The following is a 2,616-nucleotide window of genomic DNA, read 5'->3' on the forward strand; positions in this document are numbered from 1 at the left end:
GGAAAAAACCGCGGTTTTTTCCTCGACGCTCAATGAAATCGCACGGATTCACGATTCTTTGACAAGAGCCTCACAGGGCTTTGACCGTCGTACGCAGAAGCTGTAAGGCCTTTCATTGATGAATCCCGATACGGTCAGCCCAGCATGTCCCGAGTGCGCCTTTTCCCTGCTTTGTGTTTGTCGCTTGTTGCCCTGCTGCACTTGATGCCGGCCCAGGCTGACGCCGCTGCAACATCGCGTCCCCCTGAATGGGCACAACCGGTTGAAGTGCAGTACAACCTGTTCCAGATGTCGCCAACCCTCTACCGCAGCGCCTTGCCGGACGGCGGTGCGGTGCCGTTGTTGAAGAACCTCAAAGTGGCGACGGTGATCAACTTCCTGCCGGAAGCCGACAGCCGCTGGTTGTCCGAGCCAGGCATCAATCAGGTGCAACTGCCTTATCGCACCAACCATGTCGATGACGCCGATGTGCTCAAGACCCTGCGCGCGATTCAGGCTGCCGAAGCCAATGGCCCGGTGTTGATGCATTGCAAGCACGGTTCCGACCGTACCGGCCTGATGGCGGCGATGTACCGGATCGTGGTGCAGGGCTGGAGCAAGGAAGACGCGCTGAACGAGATGACTCAGGGCGGTTTTGGTGAAAGCGGCCATTTCAAGGATGGCGTGCGCTATGTGATGCAGGCCGATGTCGACAAACTGCGTACCGCTCTGGCCAATGGCGATTGCAGCACCAGTGCCTTTGCCACCTGCTCGATGAAGAGCTGGTTCCAGTCGGTCAACCTGAAGTAACCGCGGGCGTATCGGCGGCAAAGAGCTGTGCGGTAACAGGCTCGCCAAGAAACCCATGCGCTGCCTTGAGCAATGAGCGGGAGTCGCCGGGCGCAAAGAACGCCTCGCGAAAATCCCGCCCTGTCTGCGGGGCGAACACACCGTCGCGCTGAAACCGTTTGAACACCTCGCTCGCCAGCACGCCCGACCATTTGTAGGCGTAGACCGATGCCGCGTAGCCGGTCACCAGGTAATCAAAGCTATAGGCGAGGCGGTGATAACCCGACAGTTGCAGGTGGGGGATGTCACGTTGCACATCTTCGAAAACCTGCTGGATGCTGCGGCCATCGCCATGACTTCGATGCAGCTCCAAATCAAATAACGCCGTCATCAGCAACATGGCGGTGGTCCGGCTGGTGTGGGCGCTGATGGCGGCCAGCGCAGTCTCGGCCCGTGCCTTCGTCAGTCGCTCGCCGCTCTGGTAATGGGCGCCTAGCCACACCAGAAACTCCGATGACAGGCACCAGTGTTCGAACAACTGCCCGGCGAACTCGGCAGTATCGCGGGCCATTTGCGAAATCCCCGAAAGGTTGCGATGCGGGGATCGCGTGAAAATATGTTGCAGGCAATGCCCGAACTCGTGGAACAGCACCCGCAGGTTTTCGTGGGACAGCAGGCACGGATGGTCCTTGGTGGCAGGCGGGAAGTTACTGTGAAGGCTGGCAATCGGCAGCGATGGGCGCCCTTCGGCATTGATGCGGCGAACGCGCAAGGCCGAGGTGAAGGCATAGTCGGTCGATTCTTCGTGGTGATAGGGGTCAATGTAGATATACCCGATCACTTGCTCGTACTCGCGTACCTCCAGTAACCGCACGCTTTGATGCCAGTGGCTGACCGCTGTCTGTTCGACGATCTTGACGCCGAACATGTGCTCGCTGAATAGACAGAGCCGACGTAGCGTGCCATCGAGCGGGAAGTACTCACGCAAGCTTTTGAGTGCGCCATTCAATTGCCGCAGGCGTAACTGCTCGGCGAGGAAGTCTTCATCCCATGGCTGTATTGGTGCAATCCCCTGGGTGAGCGCGAACGCCTTCAGGGCCTGGGCATCGCGCTGCAAGGCCGGCGTATTTGATGCCACTTGCTGGCGGACAAAGGCGTCGACTTGTTCGGGTGAGGCAGCCATGCGGTTTTCGAGGCGAAACTGGACGAAGTTTTCGAATCCGAGTAACCGGGCTTTTTCGTGTCGCAGGCCGACCAACACCGTCAGGACCGGATGGTTGTCGGTTTTGTTCGCTTGGGGGCCCTGGTCGGAGGCGCGGCTAAACCACGCCAAGTAATATTCTTCGCGCAGTGCCCTGTTTTGCGAGTGAGTCATGACGTGCTGGTAGGTGTTTCGATCCAGCGTCAGCAGCCAGCCGTCGAATCCTGCCTGTTTTGCATTGCGGGCCAGACGCGCCTGCACCGCAGCAGACAGGCCTTCAAGCTGCGTGACGTCGGCAATGCGTTTGCTCCACGCGGCGTCGGCCAGTTCCAGGTTGCTCAGGAACAGTTGCTCCAGCTGCCGGATGTCGTGATTCAGGCGCGCAAGCGTATGCTGTTGAGCACGCTGCAGTTCGATCCCGGACAGGCGAAATTTGCGCAGAATCTTCGCCAGCGAGGCTTTGCGCTGATCATCGAAACTGGCGGCAATCGAGCTGTTCGCCAGCCGTTGATAGGTACGGTACAGCGCCAGATTGGCGGCCTTGTCGGCGCGGTATTGGTCCGCTGCGAGGCTGCACAAGGCGCTTTCCCTGAGCCAGTCGGTGTCGTCGGGTTTGACGCTCGAGAGGGGTTCGATAATGGCCATGG

General features: G+C 59.3%; 2 protein-coding genes. One reads left to right on the forward strand and one right to left on the reverse strand.

Annotation, left to right across the window (positions count from 1 at the left end; genetic code table 11):
• Positions 1–144: 144 nt before the first annotated feature.
• The gene (locus DBR24_RS12585) at positions 145–789 is read left to right on the forward strand and encodes a dual specificity protein phosphatase family protein (protein WP_128614919.1); all 645 of its coding nucleotides are present in this window, start codon (positions 145–147) and stop codon (positions 787–789) included.
• Here the strand turns inward: DBR24_RS12585 and DBR24_RS12590 are convergent.
• Positions 776–2,616, reverse strand: a 1,841-nt coding sequence (locus DBR24_RS12590) for a M3 family metallopeptidase (RefSeq protein ID WP_128614920.1), incomplete at its 5' end; no start/stop codon positions are given. The two genes, DBR24_RS12585 and DBR24_RS12590, sit on opposite strands and share 14 nt — an antisense overlap.

It is taken from the genome of Pseudomonas sp. HMWF006 (assembly GCF_003061205.1).
In the GTDB taxonomy this organism is placed as follows: Bacteria; Pseudomonadota; Gammaproteobacteria; order Pseudomonadales; family Pseudomonadaceae; genus Aquipseudomonas; species Aquipseudomonas monsensis.

Excerpts from the sequence above, each read along its gene's own strand:
- DBR24_RS12585 (WP_128614919.1), top strand. The coding sequence starts at position 145 with ATGTCCCGAGTGCGCCTTTTCCCTGCTTTGTGTTTGTCGCTTGTTGCC.